18 protein-coding genes are annotated in these 19,342 nt (G+C 42.2%); 4 read left to right on the top strand and 14 right to left on the bottom strand.

The genetic code is table 11. The features are described 5' to 3' along the window. Positions 1 to 260: FAD binding domain-containing protein (locus VK664_RS08635; RefSeq protein WP_461398240.1), on the bottom strand; the 260-nt coding region annotated here is incomplete at its 3' end. A 24-nt stretch (positions 261 to 284) separates the two neighbouring features. Further along, positions 285 to 1,082: a 2Fe-2S iron-sulfur cluster-binding protein gene (locus tag VK664_RS08630; RefSeq protein ID WP_461398239.1), complete on the bottom strand. Its 798-nt coding sequence runs from the start codon at positions 1,080 to 1,082 to the stop codon at positions 285 to 287. Between the two features lie 229 nt (positions 1,083 to 1,311). On the opposite strand from VK664_RS08630, the gene rhaM reads away from it, so the two are divergent. Beyond that, positions 1,312 to 1,626, top strand: coding sequence for an L-rhamnose mutarotase (gene rhaM, locus VK664_RS08625; RefSeq protein WP_461398238.1), 315 nt, complete (start codon positions 1,312 to 1,314; stop codon positions 1,624 to 1,626). Between the two features lie 72 nt (positions 1,627 to 1,698). Next, positions 1,699 to 4,542 carry a glycosyl hydrolase gene (locus VK664_RS08620; protein WP_461398237.1) on the top strand — a complete coding sequence of 948 codons (2,844 nt, stop codon included), beginning with the start codon at positions 1,699 to 1,701 and terminating at the stop codon, positions 4,540 to 4,542. Positions 4,543 to 4,661: 119 nt separating this feature from the next. Here VK664_RS08620 and VK664_RS08615 read toward each other — a convergent pair whose 3' ends face one another. From VK664_RS08615 to VK664_RS08605, 3 genes are all read right to left on the bottom strand, one after another. Beyond that, positions 4,662 to 5,603 carry a glycoside hydrolase family 43 protein gene (locus VK664_RS08615; RefSeq protein WP_461398236.1) on the bottom strand — a complete coding sequence of 314 codons (942 nt, stop codon included), beginning with the start codon at positions 5,601 to 5,603 and terminating at the stop codon, positions 4,662 to 4,664. 202 nt (positions 5,604 to 5,805) lie between these two features. After that, complete coding sequence (locus VK664_RS08610) at positions 5,806 to 6,909, bottom strand: glycoside hydrolase family 76 protein (RefSeq protein WP_461398235.1); 1,104 nt, start codon at positions 6,907 to 6,909, stop codon at positions 5,806 to 5,808. Positions 6,910 to 7,000: 91 nt separating this feature from the next. Continuing rightward, positions 7,001 to 8,161 (bottom strand): AI-2E family transporter, encoded by a 1,161-nt coding sequence (locus tag VK664_RS08605; RefSeq protein ID WP_461398234.1) that lies wholly within the window; start codon positions 8,159 to 8,161, stop codon positions 7,001 to 7,003. A 78-nt stretch (positions 8,162 to 8,239) separates the two neighbouring features. On the opposite strand from VK664_RS08605, the gene VK664_RS08600 reads away from it, so the two are divergent. Continuing rightward, a complete protein-coding gene (locus tag VK664_RS08600) occupies positions 8,240 to 9,025 on the top strand; it encodes an endonuclease/exonuclease/phosphatase family protein (protein ID WP_461398233.1) in 786 nt (261 codons plus the stop codon). Positions 9,026 to 9,054: 29 nt separating this feature from the next. On the opposite strand, the gene VK664_RS08595 is transcribed toward VK664_RS08600, so the two are convergent. After that, positions 9,055 to 9,369, bottom strand: a complete 315-nt coding sequence (locus VK664_RS08595) for a hypothetical protein (protein ID WP_461398232.1) — start codon at positions 9,367 to 9,369, stop codon at positions 9,055 to 9,057. 133 nt (positions 9,370 to 9,502) lie between these two features. Between VK664_RS08595 and VK664_RS08590 the strand changes: the two genes are divergently transcribed. Then, positions 9,503 to 9,898 (top strand): response regulator, encoded by a 396-nt coding sequence (locus tag VK664_RS08590; RefSeq protein ID WP_461398231.1) that lies wholly within the window; start codon positions 9,503 to 9,505, stop codon positions 9,896 to 9,898. Here the strand turns inward: VK664_RS08590 and VK664_RS08585 are convergent. From VK664_RS08585 to VK664_RS08550, 8 genes are all read right to left on the bottom strand, one after another. Then, complete coding sequence (locus VK664_RS08585; RefSeq protein ID WP_461398230.1) at positions 9,895 to 10,836, bottom strand: D-2-hydroxyacid dehydrogenase; 942 nt, start codon at positions 10,834 to 10,836, stop codon at positions 9,895 to 9,897. The two genes, VK664_RS08590 and VK664_RS08585, sit on opposite strands and share 4 nt — an antisense overlap. Before the next feature lie 383 nt (positions 10,837 to 11,219). After that, positions 11,220 to 11,585, bottom strand: a complete 366-nt coding sequence (locus VK664_RS08580; protein WP_461398229.1) for a hypothetical protein — start codon at positions 11,583 to 11,585, stop codon at positions 11,220 to 11,222. A gap of 208 nt (positions 11,586 to 11,793) precedes the next feature. Further along, positions 11,794 to 14,208 carry a hypothetical protein gene (locus VK664_RS08575; RefSeq protein WP_461398228.1) on the bottom strand — a complete coding sequence of 805 codons (2,415 nt, stop codon included), beginning with the start codon at positions 14,206 to 14,208 and terminating at the stop codon, positions 11,794 to 11,796. Positions 14,209 to 14,329: 121 nt separating this feature from the next. Then, the gene (locus VK664_RS08570; protein ID WP_461398227.1) at positions 14,330 to 15,268 is read right to left on the bottom strand and encodes a DMT family transporter; all 939 of its coding nucleotides are present in this window, start codon (positions 15,266 to 15,268) and stop codon (positions 14,330 to 14,332) included. A 56-nt stretch (positions 15,269 to 15,324) separates the two neighbouring features. Continuing rightward, positions 15,325 to 16,347: a glycoside hydrolase family 43 protein gene (locus tag VK664_RS08565; RefSeq protein ID WP_461398226.1), complete on the bottom strand. Its 1,023-nt coding sequence runs from the start codon at positions 16,345 to 16,347 to the stop codon at positions 15,325 to 15,327. Positions 16,348 to 16,406: 59 nt separating this feature from the next. Continuing rightward, the gene (locus tag VK664_RS08560) at positions 16,407 to 17,558 is read right to left on the bottom strand and encodes a glycoside hydrolase family 172 protein (protein ID WP_461398225.1); all 1,152 of its coding nucleotides are present in this window, start codon (positions 17,556 to 17,558) and stop codon (positions 16,407 to 16,409) included. A 160-nt stretch (positions 17,559 to 17,718) separates the two neighbouring features. Then, entirely contained in the window at positions 17,719 to 18,549 is an 831-nt protein-coding gene (gene kduI, locus VK664_RS08555) for a 5-dehydro-4-deoxy-D-glucuronate isomerase (protein ID WP_461398224.1), read from the bottom strand. 15 nt (positions 18,550 to 18,564) lie between these two features. Next, positions 18,565 to 19,338, bottom strand: a complete 774-nt coding sequence (locus VK664_RS08550; RefSeq protein ID WP_461398223.1) for an SDR family NAD(P)-dependent oxidoreductase — start codon at positions 19,336 to 19,338, stop codon at positions 18,565 to 18,567. Positions 19,339 to 19,342 lie beyond the last annotated feature (4 nt).

The following is a 19,342-nucleotide window of genomic DNA, read 5'->3' as shown; positions in this document are numbered from 1 at the left end:
AATGGGTGATTTGCCGTGTCACTGTTTTTCGCGGAACCGCCGATAGTTATTCCACCTTTACGCTCTCCTGTCGTTATGTTTTTAACCTGGTTAAATTTTATAGATGATATATCGATTAATTCGGCCGGGCGCTCAACATCTTCTTTCATAAGATCGAGGATATTGGTGCCGCCGGCCAGAAATCTGGCATTTTGTTTACCACCGATAAGTTTAACGGCTTCATTTGCATCTGTTGACCTCGAATATTTAAATAGTCTCATAACCTCGTGAATATTTAATGATTATCAACCGGCAAACTGCCAGTTCTCTCCGTTGGATTTTTTACCCGTATGTACTTCCCGGATTGCAGCAACGATGTTTGGATAAGCACCGCAACGGCAGATATTTCCCGACATCCGTTCCCTGATTTCATCGTCGGATAATTGAAGGTTGCCGGTTTTTTTTGTAAGATCTGAAGTTACATAACTGGCATCGCCCTGTTTTGCTTCATCAAGCAATGCAACTGCAGAACAAATTTGTCCCGGCGTACAAAAGCCGCATTGGAAACCATCATGTTTGATAAATGCTGCCTGAACCGGATGTAAGGTATTTCCCTTTGCCAATCCTTCAATTGTAACAACAGTACGCGATTCACAACTTGCCGCAAGTGTGAGACATGATAACACCCGCCGACCGTTAACCAGTACTGTACAAGCTCCGCACTGACCATGATCGCAACCTTTTTTTGACCCCGTTAATTGCAGTCGTTCCCGGATTGTATCAAGCAATGTCATACGGGGATCAACCATCAGCGATTTTGCCAGTCCATTTATCCTGAAGTTGACCCTGATCGCATTTTCAAGTGACAATGGATCTGCCCCTTCGACTGTTTGTGTGAATGATCTGGCCGATACCTGTTCAATTCCCAACAAATGAGCAGCCATCACGGTAGAACCCGTCAGCGCCATCAGTTTAAGAAAGTGTCTTCGGTGAAGTCCGGTATCTAAAATTTCCTGGAGGTCCTCAGGCATTAATGTGCTGAACAAGTCTTTCTCATCTTCGGTGAGATCCGGCTTATTATGTTCCTCATATTCCTCTGACATAGGTTGCATGATTTTAAAGATAACACTGACACCGGTTAGTCATCATCAATTTACTGAAATTTAGCCGTACTTATTTTGATGTATGTTGTTTTAATGCTGCAAATTACGAACCGCAAAAAATGTGAATCCCGGCATTTATCCCAACTTTGACTATCGGGGAAAGATCAGGTCCGGTTGGCTGGAAAAAAATCTTTATGTTTATCACTGTCTGTCAAAACTTATTATTCGTATGAAACGACTTGCTTTCAAAATGAAATTGAATCCCGGCCAGGAAGCCACTTATAAAAAAAGGCATGACGAGATCTGGCCCGAACTCGTTGAACTTCTGAAAGATTCAGGGATTTCCGGGTATTCTATTTTCCTTGATCAATCGACATTATCGTTATTCGGGTTTCTCAATACTGATAATCCTGTTGCATTTGAACAGCTGTCACAATCGCCTGTGATGCAAAGATGGTGGCAGTATATGAAAGACATCATGGAAACCAACACGGATGGATCACCGGTTGCGCTTTCACTAGATGAAGTTTTTCATCTTCCATGATATCTACTACACTAATCTTCCATGATATCTACTACACTAAGATATCTCTTGCACTAAGACAAATTGCCCGTTATGCTTAAATGGTTTCTTCTTCTTGTTATTTTATATTTTCCTCTCCATCCAACAGCACAATTACCATGGCCTGAAGTGAATAATACAATGAAACCATGGATCCGCTGGTGGTGGCAGGGTTCGGCTGTAAATAAAAAAGATTTACTCTATAACCTTGAGCTTTATAAAAAAGCCGGGCTTGGAGGTGTGGAGATCACTCCGATCTATGGGATCATGGGTCAGGATTCGAGCTTCATTAACTACCTGTCAAAAGACTGGATGGAAATGTTGAAATATACCCTGGAGCAATCGCGCAGGCTGGGTATGGGTGTTGATCTCGCAAATGGCACGGGATGGCCTTTTGGCGGCCCCTGGGTTACAGAAGATAACGCCAGTAAAAGCTTATACCAAAATACTTATACGCTGTCAAAAGGAAAAAAACTCAACACTAAGATTCAATTTAACAGACCAGGATTTATCCGAACAGCAAACAATAAAGTAATTCAACCCGGCACACTAAAGTCTCCGTTGATTGCCAATAAAAATCAGCAACAACTCAGTCTTGACCAGTTGCACTATGAAGAAAATTTACCGCTTTTGAAACTGATGGCTTTTGGTCCGGACAAATCTATCATCGATCTGACGGGCAAGGTCAGCAAATCGGGAACGCTTGACTGGACAGCGCCTTCAGATAAATGGACACTCATTGCATTGTTTGAAGGATTGCATGGCAAACTTGTTGAACGTGCAGCTCCAGGAGGTGAAGGTTACGCTATAGATCATTTTTCGGCTGTGGCTACCCGTGAGTACCTTAAACATTTTGACAGTGCATTCAGGAATTATGATCTTAAATATCTCCGGAGTTTCTTTAATGATTCATATGAAGTAGATGATGCTAAGGGACAGGCAAACTGGACACCCCGGTTTCTTGATGAATTCAAAAAACGAAAAGGGTATAAACTTTTGAACCATTTACCGGGACTTTTCAGCTTGGATTCAGCTACAAAAAACGCACAGGTCATTTATGACTATCGCTCAGTCATTGATGAATTGTTGCTTGAACATTTCACCATGAACTGGAAACGGTGGGCTACTGACAAAGGAGCCCTGGTACGTAACCAGTCGCACGGCTCACCTGCTAACACGCTTGATCTGTATGCAGTGGTAGATATACCTGAGACAGAAGGCAATGATATACTTCGTTTTAAGTTTGCAAGTTCTGCAGGTAATGTTACAGGTAAAAAACTGGTTTCTGCCGAAGCCGCAACCTGGCTTAATGAACATTTTCTTTCCAATTGGGCAGATGTAAAACAAGCGGTTGATTTATTTTTCCTTGGTGGTGTGAATCATATCTTTTTTCATGGCACGGCGTATTCACCTCAATCTGTCCCCTGGCCCGGCTGGCTTTTTTATGCGGCCGTGCATTTCCAGCCTGTTAACCCAATGTGGAAGGAGTTTAATGTATTAAATAACTATATCACCCGGATCCAGTCATTTCTTCAAAATGCAAAACCGGATAATGACCTGCTTGTTTACTATCCGATTGCCGACCAATATTCAAAAACAGGTGGCCCGATGTTGCAGCACTTCGATGGGATGGAAAAAAATTTCGAAGAAACCGACTTCAAGCGATTATCAGCCTGGATGCTTGAAAACGACTATAGTTTCGACTTCTACTCAACAAGGCAGTCTGCCAACTTCCAATTTAAAAATGGAATAATCACCGGGGGCAACAAATACCAGGCAATACTTTTACCCGGTAACACATACCTTGAACCGGGCGAACTTCAAAGATTAATTAAACTTTGCCAGGAAGGCGCTAAAATACTGGTATATAAAAACCTGCCATCAAAAGTACCTGGATATGCTAATCATAACCGCGACCAAAAATTATTCGATAGTCTCCGCGCAAGTCTCCCTTTTACAAACGATGGCACCGTACAAAAAGCGGAGATTGGCAAAGGTTATTTTTTGATGGGCAATGATATCGGCAGTCTTCTGAGAGCGGGGCAGGTTCGCAAAGAAAACCTTCATACAAATGGAATCTCCTTTATCAGGAAATTAAATGCAGCCGGTACGGTTTATATGCTGAGCAATACTTCCGGAAAAAAATTCAGGGACTGGCTTGAATTTTCAGCTACCGGTAAAGAGGGATCGGCCGCTGTATTTGATCCGGTGACCGGGTCTACAGGGTTACTGGCGCAGAAAAAAAACGAGACAGGAACCAATCAGTATTTTCTTCAACTTGATCCCGGTGAAACGATAATTGTTCAGATTTTCGCAACGCAGAAAAAGACAGGCCTATTTAATTTTTATGAATCAACCGGACCTTCGACCGAGATCATGGGTGATTGGATCACTCAATTTATAGATGGCGGTCCATCACTCCCCTCAACATTAAATTCAAAACGTGCCATGTTTTGGACCGCGGGCAAAGACACTTCCCTGGGCAACTTCTCGGGGACAGCTAAATACAGAGTGATATTTACAAGGCCTTCAGATACTGCAGCTTCATGGCTCCTGGATCTTGGTGAGGTTAAAGAGACTGCGAACATAATGCTCAACGGTAAAAATTTTGGCGGACTCATAGGACCCGGTTTCAAAATTGTTATCGATAAAAAAGATCTTCTGCCGCAAAACAACCTGGAGATAACAGTTTCGAACCTGATGGCAAACAGGATCATTTATATGGATCGCAATCACCTGCCGTGGAAAATATTTTATAACACCAATATGCCGGCACGAAAAAAAGAAAATTCGAAAGAAGGATTGTTTGATGCTTCGGGCTGGAAACCGGTACCGTCGGGGCTTGGTGGTCCGGTGACTCTTACACCCCTCAAGAAAGTTATGAGTTATGAGTTATGAGTGATGAGTTAGTTAAGAGTTGTTCAGTGATGAGTTAGTCGTGAGCTAGAATAAGGCCGGCCTTGTATTTTCTTTCATAACTCCTAATTCATAATTCATAATTCTCTTGAAATGACCCTTCAAGTCATAATGATTTTTTGAATGGTGTTGTCCGGATTGAAGTTTAGGTAATCAATACAAACAGAACGGCGATGGCTGCCGCCGTTTTCTAATGCACCATTGTGATATAGAAAATAGGAACGACCGCGAAAGTCAACAATAGCTGGTAAATTTGTTTCACAATTATATACCTCATCATTAATTATCCCTTTGAATTCCCAGGGACCATTGATATCCCTGCTCATTGCATAGGCTACTTTTTCGGGCATTTCGTATCCATATAACAAATAATACCAGCCGTTACGCTTATAAATAAATGCCCCTTCACTGAAAGCGGGCAAGGGAACGGTTCTGATTTCTCCGTCGAGCTCAAGCATGTTGTTTTTTAACTTAGCATAGTAGCAGACGGTATTGCCCCAGAACAAATACGCCTGGCCATCATCATCGATTAGAACAGTAGGGTCAATATCATCTTTTTCCATATTCGTTGCAGTAGTCATATCATTGGTGATCAGGGCAGCACCTATCGCATCCCGGAATGGCCCTTGAGGTTTGTCTGAAATTGCCACCCCTATCGCTTTGCCTTTGATTTCAGCGTGTGTTACCGCAACATACCAGTAGAATTGATTGTTGCGGTATATCACTTCGGAAGCATAAGCATCGCCTTTTGCCCAGGTAAAATCAAGCGCTTTTAACGGCACAGGGTGTTCCGTCCAGTTCACCATATCATCAGATGAAAAACATAACCAGTCTTTCATGAGATAGTTTTCTGAACCAGGAGGAGTTTCGTCGTGCCCGGTGTATAGATAGACCTTGTCCTCCTGAACCAGCGCTACCGGATCAGCAGTATATTTATGCCTGATGATAGGATTATGTTTATCAAGACCGGGATAAGTAACGGTACCGGGATAATTAACTGATTGCTTGTTTGGACCTGCCGGCCTGTTGCGTTCAATGCTCATAAGACACATTTCAGGTAAATGAATATTTGCTTACTATCGGTGCCTGAGTTACACCTCTATCAAAAAAAGGCCGGTTCAAATTCTTGAGCCGGCTTGATTATCTTGTTGGCAAAAACAATCAATGGTTTGAACACAGGACTATTGATGTTGAACGATTAGGGTTATTAATTACTCAAATAAATATACGTAACCTCAACGGAACTTAGGATTTAAGTTCAAAAAATCTTGCAAGAATTTCAAGCATCCCACCCTGTGATACTATATCACTCAATTTTGCGACCCCAATCAGGCCATTTTCATTTTTATTATATTGGATTGTCTGATTTGTGCAAATTTTGAATGCTTCGAGATATTTATTGTCGGGATGATGTTTTTTCAAATGGACAAATGCCCTCAGCATCACCGCGTTAAACCATAAATTATCCCTGAATTTTCCACTTCCATAAAAATAAACATTTGCCGCATCTGCAATCTCAATTGCACGGGACAGGTATTTTTTTTCGCCTGTCAATTCGAACAGATAGAGATTTGACTGTAGCATTGTTCCAGTATTATACGAGTATCGTTTCTGATTTATCTTTCCTGTTTTGATATTGATATTATCATAATACAACCCTGAACCGTCGTAGAGGTTTTTGTTCACCCAATTATATAACAGCAAAGCAGTGTCGAGATAGGATTTTTCTTTAGTGGCTTTATACAGTTGAAGTGCAAGTATAATCCCAGGACCATTCGAACAGGTGTTTTTTGTAGGTTTCCCTTCTTCCCAATACAACCCGCCACCACTGGTTGTGTCATAAGCCGTCATCATGAACCTGTAGATTTCCGCCCCTTTTGAAAGGTAGTTCTTGTTTTTAAGTCGTTCATAAGCATCAAGCAGCGTAATACCTATCCATTGATTGTCATCATAAAAACGATCTCCTCCGCCAAGTTCCGGGGGATAGGAAGCGTAGCCTGGGGCCGGTGGCTTTTTGTCGTAATACCTGGTAATGATAGCCAGGGTTCCAGGGATCAGTCCGCCTTTCTTTTGCGCGTATTCCATTTCATTTTCCGCCTGGAAAATAGCACAGAGTGGCCAGAGGTAGGAGGCCTTATTTTTCTGTTCCTGGTTTTTGGGAAATTCTCTGTAATAACCTGAAGCAGAATCAAAATAATTTGATTTAATCGCCATATACAACGAGTTCATTTCCTTCTTGTAATCCGGATCGGACGCATTTTGTCCAAAACAACAAAAAGATAAGCCCAGGAAAACGATACCCACGTTAATGGACAAACGAAACGAAATCTTTAAACAAGAAGCAAGCATAAGAGAATTATGAATTATGAGTTATGAATTATGAAACAAGTTATGAAATGAAAGCTTAAAAGATCTCATATCTTCTTTCATAACTCATAACTCATATCTCTCTTATAGTTCCTGATGCCTCCGGTGGATTTTGTTGGTCTGCGTCGGGTGTTTTTGGAGACTTAACCATTTTTTTTCTGAAAACAGGGAAACTCATTGGATTGCGAGCAGGTCTTTCATCCCCAAATAATACACCCCATTGTTTAAATGCTTCGGCCCGGTCAAATATTATTTTTAAAACTGCGATAACCGGAAGTGAAAGAAACATACCGGAAACACCTGCAAGTGCGCCTCCAACGATAACTCCGACAATGCTCGCAAGGGCATTGATTCTTACCTTGCTACCGACAATTTTCGGCATCAGGATATTATTATCCAGGAATTGCACAGCAGCTATTACGATAAGTACTGTCCAGACCGGACCAAGTTCATCGGAAGAAGTGATAGTCAATAGTACGCCGATGATATTCCCGACAAGCGCACCAACATATGGTATCAGGTTCAGAATTGCGAAAATAACACCGATCAAAAGCGCATGTTTGTTGCCAAAGAGCATAAGGATTCCACCCAGCAGAATCGTGATATAAGTGATTTGTATAAGGAGTCCTATCAGGTAGCTTTTGACAATTACCTGGGTTTCTTCCATCGCATCTTTGAGGTTTTCATGACTGGATGACGGAAACCAGAGAAATATAAAGCGAAGTAATAAATTTTTATAAAACATGATCAGAAAAATGTAGATCGGCACCAATCCCAGTAACACAAAAACAGAAGTAAGCGAAGTTGCTGCTCCGCCAAGCATAGATCCGGCATTATTAATGATTTTACTGCTTTGATCCCTTAATATCGTTAGCTGACGTTCGGTGGAAAAATCGGTTTTTGTGTTTACCCATGTACTGAGTTCATTCAGATGATGCATTACATTTTTTTCAAGCTGTGGGAAGTCTTGTATCAGCTTTCCGATCTGTGCTGAAAAAAACCAGACAATCAGTCCCAATAAAATAAAAAGGATCAGGATACAGATAGAGATAGACAAGATCTCAGGTATCTTTTTATTCATGAGTCGCCGATGCAATGGGAGAAATACAACACTCAGGAAAAAAGCGAGTAGCAATGGAGTGATAACTCCATTTCCCGCGACAATTATCATTCCGAGCACAAATAATCCAATCAATTCAACTGATCGTCGGACAGTCAGGGGAAACTCCTTCATAAAAGAATTTAATAGTATTGCGAAATCTTATCAATAAGTGGGCCGGCGCAGTGTAATTTTCCTAATTTCGACGCTTCTATGAATCATCTGTTCCGGATCGCTACCTACAATTTACGTTATGCAAACAATAAAGACATTGGGAACTTATGGATCGACCGGTCGCCGGTTGTTATCAACCTGATCCGCTTTCACGAATTTGATATTCTCGCTACCCAGGAAGGTCTGAAATTGCCACTCGACGAACTAAGTACAGCACTACCCTATTATGACCGTTTTGGAATTGGCAGGGATGATGGCAAAGAGTCAGGAGAACACTGCGCGATCTTTTTCCATAAAGAAAAGTTCGGCCTGCTTGAGGGCGGAAATTTCTGGCTCTCGCAGGATCCTGAAAAGCCCGGCTTTGGTTGGGATGCCAGGCATAACCGACTTTGCTCCTGGGTGCGTCTTCAACTTAAAGGGAGCAATAAATCATTTTTTGTATTCAATGCACATTTCGATCACTACGGCATTGAAGCACGAAATGCCAGCAGCAAACTGCTATTGGATAAAATCAGGGAAATAGCAGCAGGGGCACCTTGTATTGTCACGGGCGACTTTAACAGTGATCATCAGACGCAATCTTATAAAACACTGGCGGAATCATCGATATTGGAAGATGCGTACAAGCTGACGGACCACCCCTATATAAATAATCCTTCATTCAACAGCTGGGGCAAAGAAAGCCCTGAAAACAAAATGATCGATCACATTTTTGTAACAAAGGAATTCGGAGTAAAAAAATTTGGAGTCTTAACCGATACTTATTTTTCCAAAACGCCGTCAGATCATTTTCCGGTAATGGCGGTATTGAGTTGTGAGTGGTGAGTGAGTTGATGAATGGGGAATTATTTGTTTCATAATTCATAATTCTTTTCCTCGTAATTTTTTTCAGGTGGATTGAGGACTGCTGCTACGGGGAAATGTTCATCGAGGTTTACAAATTCCCGGATAACATGCCCTTCTTCATATATAGCAATAATTGACTTCTTTTCAGGATCAGTTATCCGTCTTAGGGTCAGCAAACGTCCAATCATATCAGCCCTTGAAACCCAGGCGAATCGATCCTCAACCTGCTGAAATTCCTGGAGAGAACCAATGATTTGTCCATTGTCAAGAATATGCACCGTAGTGACTTTACTGGGAGAAGAAGGTGCAAAAGATTCCGACATAATTCATCAATTTATAAATAATGGCAATCTAATTTTTTTTGTCGAGAAATAAAAATGAACTATCATCCGGAATAACACTTACAGACACAATCAACCGCTATCTTCACAAAAAAAAGCGATATTCTGCCATGTTATGGATAGTTTCATGAAACACATCCTGCTTATTGAGGATGATCTGGACGACCAGGAAATTTTTCTTACAGCGCTGGCAAATCTTGAAGTACTGATTGCCTGCGAAACTGCGATCAGTGCAACAGAGGCTCTTGAACGTTTAAAATCAGATGAAGTGAAGCCTGATCTTATTTTTCTGGATCTTAAAATGTCTGGCATGCATGGATTCCAGTTTATGAACCAGTTAAAGCTGGATCCCGCTTTCAAGAAAATCCCGGTAGTTATTCTTTCCGATTCTTCAGATCCGCTGGATATTGAAATGTCTAAAATAGCCGGCGCAAAAAGATTTATCACCAAACCAGAAGATTTTTCAGAGCTTGAACAGGCAATCAAGGACTCAGTACAGACTTTTAGTTAATATCCCCGTTCCAACTGTACGGTATTCATCAATTGTCTATCGCTTTCGAAGTTTTTAAAATTGGTGATAAACATAGCAACTATGCCTTCGAGCTCAGTAAGATTTCCTCCGCCCGAATGTTGTGTAAGTATGGTCTGCGGACAATCCCAGAGAGGATGATTAACAGGCAATGGTTCCTGCGCAGTAACGTCAAGTACCGCTCCTGCAATCCGCCTGTTCATAAGGGCGTCAACAAGATGTGACTCGTCCGCCACAAGATTGCCCCGGCCAACGTTACAGAATATTGCATTCGGCCTCATTGCGGCTAACATTTCATTTGTAAACAAACCCGCTGTTTCAGCAGTGCCCGGTAATGCCCCAATGATAATGTCTGCACCGGGTATTGCCTGCAACAATTCATCCGGCGTATTAATGATAGCGGTATTTGTACTACGGGCATAAAAAGCCACCTGGCAATCAAAACCACTCAGAAGTTTGCCTATTCGCTGACCAATATTTCCCGCACCAAGAATGATAACCTGGCGCTTACTCAGTAAATATAAATTTGTTCTAATTTTGTGACCCACCCACTTTTTTTCCTGTTTTAGTATGGCGAACTCATCAATTCCGCGATACAAAGCCAGTATTCCTGCAAGCATAGTTTCGGCACATGGCCCCGAAAAATAGTCACGCATATTCGTAACTATGGCGCCGGTTTTTAGTTTACGATACAGATCAAAACCAGCTGAGGCAAACTGTATCCATTTCAGGGAAGGAGCTTCATCTAACCAACCGGCTGGTTTTACGTTTCCAAACACAATATCAGCATTACGAACAGCTTTATGTTTGTCTTCTTCACTGTTCAACTCATCCTCAAAAATGCATGTATATGTATCGGCAGTTTCACGGATAGCATGTTTTAAAGAATCAGTCAGTTTGATCTCAATGTAAATTGTCATAAACTTTATTTAAGCATTACTGCTTACGCGAAATGGTTTCAGTGCTGCAGCAAAGATTGTAAAACTAACGATACATTCATTAATCACACAGAGAAAAACAGCAGCCTGAATATTTTAATATACGGTCATAATACTTAATATGCGGTCGTAAAACCGCTTTACACATCATTCCCAACTGTCGATAATCACAGAAACGGAAAAAGGCCGTCGCAGTGGACAGCCTTCTCTAAGACAAGATCTTATGTTTTTTTTAAGAGGATTTTTTGTTTTGAAGATCTTTATGTTTTGAACATCCTTATATTTTGAATATCATTATATTTTGAACATCTTAATGTTTAGAGCATCATTATGCTTAGAGCATCCTTTTTCTTCCACTTAGATCATTATTCACTGATATCATCCAGCAGGTACATAGCTTCAGACCAGGTTAACCAGGAATCAATAACGCGGCCCTCGGTGAAATAACCTCCATCCCGGTTATAAATTGTTTGAACACCACGGTTTGAAAAGTTACCATATTCGCGATCATACTCCCTGGGAGTTACATTGCTCCAGGCCTCTATAACTGCGTAACCGTTATTTGTATCGACAATGTAGTTCCCACTAAAATAATCCACATAGGCTACGATACCTTTTTCATGTGTCCGCATCCAGTAGTCAGGATCTATATCGTCCTCGTAATGAACTCTTTTCGAACATCCGGCAAGTATCGCCCCGGAAAGGATTAGCAATAGGTATAATTTTTTCATGGTGCTGTGCTTTTATACCTATTGGAACGTTACAGCTAAGGAAAGTTTGTTAACGACTAGTTATAGTCATCAGTTAAAATCTGTTAAAAAAACACACTGATTAATTAATATATAATCCACCATTTATCGCCTACTCAATAATTTACCCGCTATCATAAATTTTAATTAGGCCGCTATTCAACTATCTTTTCAATCCGTGCAAAAGCCACTATTCAATTATCTTTTCAATCCGGGTCAATTTGCCTTCCATATTTACTCCCTCGATCACTATTCTTAGTTTTTTGGAAATATCATTATTATAAAAAGTGAAAAGGATACGTCGATTATTTGCATCTGTCATCACAAATGGATTCCAATATAAAGTGGTTCTGAAATCTCCTGCACTGTTTGCTGCATCAAGCTTCGAATAGTCTGGCGAGAAAAATTGCTTAGGTGGAGTATAACCGGGAATCTTTGCAAAATCAAGTCCCTTGATATTGTCATTGGCCGCCTTTCCTTTTTTTGTATAAACTGCAATCGCACCGCCGGAACCGCCACCAAATCCACCCATAAAAGGTGGCCTGAAAACTTTGATCATGGCTACATCAGTCATCGGTGTGTTTTGAACCAGTGAAAGATCACCTGCCATCTCATTCAGATATAAAGATGGTGTTCCACCGCGCCAGGACATACTCATTTGTTGCCCTGACCCGGTAATCTGCAAACCCGCTACTTTACCCTGCAGATATTGTAAAACGGATTGGGCACTATTTGCAAAGGGATCATCCTCAGTAATAAAAGTATATCCATCCCCTCCCCTGAAGAGACCACCCGTATACTCTTCATCCATTTTCTCTTTTTTTGTTTTTTGCTTCGCGATAACTTCTACGCTGGCCAATGTCTGAACTTTGCGGTCTTCCTCAATCTGGGCGATATTTTTTTGAGCCATGAACTTGTTTTTGCCTAATACCGCGGTGTCGTACTTAATAGAGCGGGCAGCCATATCAGGCAAAGGCTTAAACGCATTTGCTTTTGGTAAAAAATTATTTTTTATGTCTACCAGGGCCTTACTTGATAACACTTTGTTTTTGTCGTTATTGAACTGGTAGTACATTTTAGCAGTATCATAGAAGAAAAGTCCGGGCACAGCGAACCGGCCATCGTTCGCAACAGGTATACTCAGCAGCTGCTGAGTACCATTATCCAGTGTAAGGATGCCCGTTAGTTCCTTCTGCGTTAATTCTGATTTGGACAGACCATTTACTTTTCCTTCAATAGACAAATAGTCCTCCGGCTTATGAACCAGGTTCGGAAACTTATTGGCAAGCACATCTTCCCAGCGAAACCTTCTCCAGCCGTTTGTCATCATTACCAGGTCAAGATGTTGAAGCACAGAATCTACATCACTTGAAAAATAGTACATCGGGTTATGTACATAACCTTTAATATCGCTGGTAAGCAAAACCTGGGAGAAAATATCATTTTCACCGGGCTCTGCCGGATTTGTGCCGGCATCCGTGACGGAGAGCGACAGGTTGCATGCAATAGTATCCGGAACATCAATCTGGATTACATTGCGGCTCCTCCTATTAATACCTTTCAATGGAACATTAAGGTCAGTAATGAAATAATAGTCGGGGGTGTTTACAAATACGATACGTTCGGCCAGCGGTTTTTCATCTTCAGTGAAAACGGTAACCTGCACAATCCCGGCCGGAATATTTTGTAAAGGAATAAGCCCGCTGACAATCGGGTTTTTCTGTAGACTAGCCTTTGCACGGTATAACAACTGCTGCTGCATCTGGGCAACTATATAAACAGCCGAAATATCACGGGCTGCTTCGTCAGTTCTTCTTACTGCGAAGGTTATCCCGTTGGGCAATTTTTTTGTTTCCAATACAATTCCGGATTTTTTTACAACCGGCAGATTTGTCTGCTGCACCTTTCCTGCCTGGTCTTTCCAGACAGCTTTATATTGTTCACCAGCCTCGGGAGTTAACGGGAAGACACCCATCCCGTCATGCACGCTGTTAAAAGAATTTACTTTGGTTCCTTTACTATTTACAATCTCTCCTTTCACATTATAGGGTATACCCGCATCATCGGTAGCTTTGAAAGCAACGCGTGATTCTAAACCTTGCACCAGGTCGCCACCTTCCGGGAAAAAATTTAGATAATTTTTCACCTGGGCCGGCGTTTGTTTTGCAGAAGCTTTAGTATTTAAGATTGGAATTGCTTTAACGAAAAGGAAGGAGGAATCAAAATTGAGCATCCATCTTGTATATGCTCTTACATATAAGACCCCGGCGTTGAGGTCGGTTGGCAAATCGAATGCTGCAGCTGCGCCTGAGCTGATTACGGGAGTCACTTTACGTTGCAAAACCTTACCCTGTTCATCCAGCAGTTCAGCATACAAATTCCGGCTGATATTTGATAAAACATTGTTTGAAAAAACGTAGGCTTTGAACCATATTGTTTCGCCGGGATTGTAAGAAGCTTTGTCAAACTGCAAATGCAGTTTTTCCTGGGGGTACTCACTATCAAGTTTTGTTAGCAGGGAATCGAATCGCTGGCCATGAAGACTGGTTGAAGAAATTAAAACCAGCATCGCTATTCCAGCCTTGAGCAAACCATATAGTTTCATAGTTATTCAGTCACATTTACGTGGGAAGTTCCACTCATTTCGGCGCTTTTACCGTCAATTATTTGTTAAAGGGGGAAATTACAATATTCCCCCGCTCAAACCCCCGCGAATTTAAAATATATCAGTCATTGGCAACAATCCTGGACTTCGGTTTTTGAACCAGGTACAGGCCGATGATCACTAGCATCATGCCTGAAATTGTATAGACAGTGATTGGTTCATCTACCATAATTTTTGCAATAACAAACCCGGAGATCGGACATAGAAACAGCCAGAAAGACGCCTTAACCGGATTTTCCTTGAGAAGGAAGAGCCAGAGTTGTATCGCAAATATGGAAACGGGTATGGCCAGCCATAAAATAGCTGCGGCAAAAGGCCAGGTGATTTGGTTCCTGGCCGGGTTCCAGGTGAAAGCCATTGCGGGCAAAAGAAAAGTTCCACCGATTATTGTTTGCCAGCCATTTATAGTCAGTATATGTAAATCGTTCCATTTGTGTTCTGAAAAATATATTACCCCGAGAGAATACAATAGCATGCTGCCCATCAGCATCCCCAGGCCGCCGGGTGTGGCATGAGAAGTAATGAAGAGGGGCCAGGCTGCCAGGAGAACTCCGATGCCACAGAGAAGCAGGCTGTAAACCACTTTTCGTTTTACCGGCTTCCTGAGTATAAAAGTATTAATCAGTGTGATCAGTACGGGGTTGGTAGCAATGGACAATGAACCGAGACCGGGAGATATATATTGCATAGCTACGATAAACAGCCCAAGATAAAGCGTGATGTTTAGCAGCCCGTAAACAGCCAGTTGTCTCCACTCTTTCCTGGTCGGGAGGCGGTTTCGCAAAATGATATGCGAAATTAAAATCATGATGGAGCCGCCGATGAAAAACCGGTAAACAGCTATCACAAATGGCTGTGCATAGTCAAGGGCAATTTTTGATGCTGTAGCTGCAGAGGGCCACAAAATAGCAAAAGCTATCCCTGCAATGAAGAAACCAATTTGCCTGGTGTCTTTTTGCTGCGGTGGTAACCTACCTGGTTTCGGCTCCAACCATTTCATAAACTGCCTTTAATCCCCGAAGTTAAGTTACCAGGCGCTATTACCGTGGCATTCGTCTATTGTCCCGGAGCAGGCATGACCAGGCCGGTTTTTACGGGTTCCCCGAAATAAGGGGTTCCATCTTCCTTAAATGAAAATTTCTGTGCTCTGGGCGACCGAAATCCACCACAACCCTGGCCGGGTGCCGAATTAGCATGATATAAGATCCAGTTTTCCTTATTATTGGGTGATTTGAAAAAAGAATTATGCCCGGGGGCAAAGACCCCGTTTTTTTCCGAAGCCACAAACAATGGTTCTTTGCGTTTCATCCAGGAAGCCGAGTCCAACAGGTTCTTTCCCTTTAACTCCAGCATTCCCAGGGAATAGTATTCAGTCCAGCACCCACTGGCTGAAAAGATGATAAAAACTTTATCTTTATTTTGCAGCATCTGCGGTCCCTCGTTCACATTCACGTGTCGCGGATTGTTTGCATCATTGAGATCCCCATGTTGCTCCCAGTCATAGATAGGGCTACCTATCCTGGATCTTTTGCCTTCAATAGTCCATGGATTTTTCAATTTTGCTATATAGATATCCTGCTCCCCATTCTTATCGCTTTCCCAACCTGACCAGATCATATACATCTGATTTTTATACTCAAATACAGAACCATCTATCGCCCATTTATCGGAAGGATCAGAAACCTTTCCCTTAAAAATCCATTCACCTTCCATCGGATCCTTTGAGGCGTTTTCCAGAACATACATACGATGATTCTCATTTTTGCCATCATCAGCTGCAAAATACACGTACCATTTTTTATTGATGAAATGTATCTCGGGCGCCCAGATCTGCCTGGAATACATAGTGCCTGCGGGTGGTGTCCAGATTGTTTTACTTGGCGCAACTTTAAGATCAGCAAGATTTTTTGTCTTCCAGATCACCAGCCGGTTTCCGACTGTATGTGTATAATAGTAATAGCCATCCTGATAAATGCTCCAGGGATCAGCGCCAGCAGGAAGCAATGGATTGGAAAAAGTATCAACCTGCCCCTGGAGGCCGCTGCAAAAAAGCAGCAGTATGCAAAATATCTTAATCATGTTCTAATGAATCAATTTACTTCAGGATCTTTGAATCAATTTACTTCAAGATCATTGAATTAATTTACTTCAATATCATTGGCCGCAGGCAACTTCTGGAAGCTTGTATGCGGTTCAGCCTGGTACCAATATACCACCGAACTGATATCTGATTGCTGTGGCAAATACCGCCCGCCACTGCGCCAGCCGAGATCCTGGATAGTTATCTTTAACCCATTGTTGAATCTTACGGGGTCCATGATATGCCAGCGGTACATGCCGAATCTTTGTTGGGAGGTGTAAAGACCATCTGGTCTGATAACCTGGTGCAGACCTGCATAAGCCGTTGAAAATTCCTGGTACTGACGGGTCTTTTTATTTTCGAAATTGTAAGAACCGCAGAAATAATCTTCTGTGCCGGTACCAATGATGGTTGGAAATTTATCATCCCCATCCATAAAAAATTTGATCTCACCTTCGCCCCACCAACCGTTATTATTCACACCCCAGGCAATATAAGTGCCTACATAATGGCCCTTTCCTTTAATACCATCAACCAGGGTATGTATAGATCCTTTTGTTGGATTAGACCGGCGGTATTGTGCATGAAAATAGGCCGCATCGTCAGGAACCTGGGTAAGCGTATAATCGATCTGGTAGTATAATGTCATTCGTTCCGCCCCAATATTTTCCATGGTCACCTTACACTTTTTGCGAAAAGGCATTGGCCAGTAACAGTTGAATGCGCTGCCAGGATTCACGGTAATAGCCATTGAATTGAGCGAGGCGAACTCGTTCCAACCCATTCCGAAGAAGTCGCCAACCGGCACTTCAACAGAAGGTTCTTTTTCATCGTCCCAATAAAATCTGAGTATAGAATATTTCCAGTTACCCGTAGGTGTCATCCATATATGTTGAATAGCTCCGGAACCATCTATTTCTGCAAGGGTAAAGGTTTTACCGGCTTCAATATGAACATAAGGATTCACCTTCCAACCCTGCCCCAACTCACGGGCAGCATTACGCGCATTTCCCTGCTCAAGTGTGGTCATACCTCCCTTACCGGGTTCGCCGGTAAAACTTTCAGGGCTGATGGACCTTGTTTTTGCGTCGGACAACCGGAAAATGTTGCCCATGTTCATTTCGAGTCCGTTGAAAGTTCCGCTTTTCTGAGCGCTGAGTTGCAATGTGGCAAGCACTGACAAAATCAAAAAAAGTTTGTTTTTCATCATTTGTTTTTTGTTTGTATTTATCGTTGAAGACCAATTAAAAGAGATATGAGTTATGAATTATGAATTATGAAAGAAGTTATGAAATATATGAAAGTAAACCACTCAATAACTCATCCACTCACAACTAAACTCACCACTAACCACTCACCACTTTTTTTCATCAACGTAGTTCCGGAATCGGTACGGCATCCATATCCGTAAATGTATAATTTTCACCTGCCATACCCCAGATAAATGCATAATTTGATGTACCACATCCTGAATGGATGGACCATGGCGGTGAAAGCACTGCCTGGTGATTTGCTATAAGCAGATGACGGGTTTCTAATGGTTCACCCATAAAATGAAAGACGCGGTGCTGTTCAGGCACATCGAAATAAAAATAGGCTTCCATGCGTCTGGTATGTGTATGCGCAGGCATTGTGTTCCACACACTACCGGTAGCGAGTACCGTCAGCCCCATCACCAACTGGCAACTTTGCATTCCATCTGCATGAATGTATTTGTAGATTGTTCTTTTGTTTGCTGTTTCAACTTCGCCCATATTAGCCGGACTTGCTTCTTCCTTGCTCATCTTCCGTGTTGGATAGGTTTGATGAGCCGGTGCTGACATCAGGAAAAAACTGGCAGGTGCAGTTTTATCTGCAGACGAAAAAATAACCTCGCGAACTCCTTTGCCTGCATACAAAGTATCCAGCTTATTCAGTTCGTAACGGGTACCGTCAACCGATACTGTGCCAGGTCCACCTACATTGATTATCCCGATTTCCCTGCGTTCCAGGAAATAGTCGGCCCGCAGTTCGGGGTCGTTATCAAGGCTTAGTTCCCGGTTAACTGGTTTAGCCCCTCCGATGATAACACGATCATAATGCGAATACAAAAAAACTACAAGGTCGTCCTGTATAAGGTCCTCAACGAGAAAATTATTTCTTAACTCACCGGTATCCATCATGGTTACCTCGGCCGGACTATTCTGAAATCTTATCTCCATAATCATAAATATTTATTATCGGCCCATCCATCCACCATCGACGGTTAAAATTGTTCCATGCACATAGTCAGCAGCGGCTGAAGCAAGGAAAACGGCCGGGCCTTTAAAATCATTCGGTTCGCCCCAACGTCCAGCGGGAATGCGGTCAAGAATTGATCTGCTTCGAACAGGATCATTACGCAATGCTTCCGTATTGTCGGTTGAGATATATCCAGGTGCAATACCATTTACGTTAACCCCGCTTGAGGCCCATTCATTTGCAAGACCTTTAACGAGGCTGCTTAAGGCGCCTTTACTGGCTGCGTATCCCGGTACATTCACGCCTCCCTGGAAACTCAATAACGAACAGGTAAAAATGATCTTACCTGTACGCCTTTCAATCATTCGTTTTCCGAACTCACGCGCAAGTATAAACGGCGCATCAAGATTAATAGCCAGCACCTTGTCCCAGTATTCATCCGGGTGCTCAGCCGCAGGTTTCCGCATGATAGTTCCTGCATTATTTATTAATATATCAATTTCATGGGTTTGATTTACTGAATCGATAAAAGCATATAGCGAAGCCCGGTCAGAAAGGTCTGCACGGTAAGGATAGAATTTTCTGCCGGTCGCGGCCACTAATTGTGAAATTTCACTACCCTCGGCTTCAAGTGATCCTGAAACACCTACAATATCTGCTCCGGCCTCAGCAAGACCCATAGCCATTGCTTTGCCAATTCCTTTGTTACAACCTGTCACCAGCGCCTTCTTACCAGCGAGATTGAAAAGTTGAAAAGTGTTAGTACTCATTTTT

Origin of the sequence: Flavitalea sp. (assembly GCF_035489435.1) — a bacterium.
Lineage (GTDB): Bacteria > Bacteroidota > Bacteroidia > Chitinophagales > Chitinophagaceae > DATHKG01.
Note: the sequence above shows the minus strand (reverse complement) of the source record. Positions and strands in the feature narration are given on the sequence as shown.

Excerpts from the sequence above, each read along its gene's own strand:
- VK664_RS08620 (WP_461398237.1), top strand. The coding sequence starts at position 1,699 with ATGCTTAAATGGTTTCTTCTTCTTGTTATTTTATATTTTCCTCTCCAT.
- VK664_RS08570 (WP_461398227.1), bottom strand. The coding sequence starts at position 15,268 with ATGAAATGGTTGGAGCCGAAACCAGGTAGGTTACCACCGCAGCAAAAA.
- VK664_RS08630 (WP_461398239.1), bottom strand. The coding sequence starts at position 1,082 with ATGTCAGAGGAATATGAGGAACATAATAAGCCGGATCTCACCGAAGAT.
- VK664_RS08610 (WP_461398235.1), bottom strand. The coding sequence starts at position 6,909 with ATGCTTGCTTCTTGTTTAAAGATTTCGTTTCGTTTGTCCATTAACGTG.
- VK664_RS08575 (WP_461398228.1), bottom strand. The coding sequence starts at position 14,208 with ATGAAACTATATGGTTTGCTCAAGGCTGGAATAGCGATGCTGGTTTTA.
- VK664_RS08615 (WP_461398236.1), bottom strand. The coding sequence starts at position 5,603 with ATGAGCATTGAACGCAACAGGCCGGCAGGTCCAAACAAGCAATCAGTT.
- VK664_RS08595 (WP_461398232.1), bottom strand. The coding sequence starts at position 9,369 with ATGTCGGAATCTTTTGCACCTTCTTCTCCCAGTAAAGTCACTACGGTG.
- rhaM (WP_461398238.1), top strand. The coding sequence starts at position 1,312 with ATGAAACGACTTGCTTTCAAAATGAAATTGAATCCCGGCCAGGAAGCC.
- kduI (WP_461398224.1), bottom strand. The coding sequence starts at position 18,549 with ATGGAGATAAGATTTCAGAATAGTCCGGCCGAGGTAACCATGATGGAT.
- VK664_RS08605 (WP_461398234.1), bottom strand. The coding sequence starts at position 8,161 with ATGAAGGAGTTTCCCCTGACTGTCCGACGATCAGTTGAATTGATTGGA.
- VK664_RS08590 (WP_461398231.1), top strand. The coding sequence starts at position 9,503 with ATGGATAGTTTCATGAAACACATCCTGCTTATTGAGGATGATCTGGAC.
- VK664_RS08550 (WP_461398223.1), bottom strand. The coding sequence starts at position 19,338 with ATGAGTACTAACACTTTTCAACTTTTCAATCTCGCTGGTAAGAAGGCG.
- VK664_RS08565 (WP_461398226.1), bottom strand. The coding sequence starts at position 16,347 with ATGATTAAGATATTTTGCATACTGCTGCTTTTTTGCAGCGGCCTCCAG.
- VK664_RS08580 (WP_461398229.1), bottom strand. The coding sequence starts at position 11,585 with ATGAAAAAATTATACCTATTGCTAATCCTTTCCGGGGCGATACTTGCC.
- VK664_RS08585 (WP_461398230.1), bottom strand. The coding sequence starts at position 10,836 with ATGACAATTTACATTGAGATCAAACTGACTGATTCTTTAAAACATGCT.
- VK664_RS08560 (WP_461398225.1), bottom strand. The coding sequence starts at position 17,558 with ATGATGAAAAACAAACTTTTTTTGATTTTGTCAGTGCTTGCCACATTG.
- VK664_RS08600 (WP_461398233.1), top strand. The coding sequence starts at position 8,240 with ATGAATCATCTGTTCCGGATCGCTACCTACAATTTACGTTATGCAAAC.